1 protein-coding gene is annotated in these 1,107 nt (G+C 63.5%); it reads right to left on the reverse strand.

The features are described from left to right. A partial coding sequence (locus ABD308_RS39475) for a hypothetical protein (RefSeq protein WP_344345975.1) occupies positions 1-605 on the reverse strand: 605 nt, incomplete at its 3' end. Positions 606-1,107: the final 502 nt, after the last annotated feature.

Below are 1,107 nucleotides of genomic sequence, written 5' to 3' on the forward strand. Positions count from 1 at the left end.
GCGTCAAAGACGTCAACTACGAACTCCGAGGTCCCGCTTCCTCCGAAGTTTTCGTCGCGGTCGCTGTGAAGAAGGCTGTGGACCCTGACCCAGTGTCCCTCCGCGCTTGCGGTCGCCGCTGCCTTGAGCGCGCCGTGGACTGGCCCGTGGCCGTCAAGCAACTGCTTGCTGGTCCAGGTGCTCAGAAGCTTCGCCTCTGCCGGAAGCTCCCACGAACGCGGCTCAGCGCTGGCCGGCACGGAGACCTCATCGCTGAGCAGCTGGACCACCCAATCGACATCGCCATCCGTACCGCGCTTGTTCGACATGCGGATGCCGAGCCCGATCATGTAGGCGCCCTCAAGGTAGTCCTCGAGTTCATCGTCGATCCTGCTGAAGTAGACGGCATGGCGGACGATGTCGATCGGCCCGTATTCGGTGAATGTGCCTGCCTCAGGTGCGCACTTGTCCTTGAGGTAGTGCTGCACGGCCATACGCACCGGGTTCGGGGCACGGTCCAGCACAGTCTGAAGGATCACGTCGTCCCGGTCGGACAGGAAGTCGTTGAGCGCCCTGATGAGCTCGTCGCTCAGATGGAGGTCGCCGGCCCCGAGCGTGGTGACCACCTCCAACCGGTCATCAGGGTCTTTGACGAGGGCAAATACCCTGCATCGCCCCGGGCTTGCATGTGCGATGAACGAATGGACCATCTTTGGCTCGCTTCACATCTCAGAGACGGCAGCACAACGCACGTGTGCGTCAACGCCACCGCCGCGGGCAAGAGAGGATCCCGCGTACCGACGTGTCGCCCGAGCTACGTGCCCGTTCGCGTGGTCAACCAAGCGGGTCGCCGTCACGCCCAGCACTTGAGCCCGAGCCTGCATAGCCCTGCGAAGCTACCAAGGTGCGGTCAGAACAGCAACGGGGTTGCCCGTCCCCGTCGCGGACCGCGGCCAGTCGTGGTTGCAGTTCTGGTTGCATTCACCCCTGTCCGGTCGCGTTCAGCGCCCGTCCGGCACATCATTTGAGCGCAGGTCAGGACACCTGCGACCGTCCCCGGACTGCCGGACGAACATTTGGAAAGCGTGTTGGGGGCAACCCCTCACGAGTTCGAATCTCGTATCCTCC

This window comes from Kitasatospora putterlickiae, from assembly GCF_039527695.1.
GTDB lineage: Bacteria > Actinomycetota > Actinomycetes > Streptomycetales > Streptomycetaceae > Kitasatospora > Kitasatospora putterlickiae.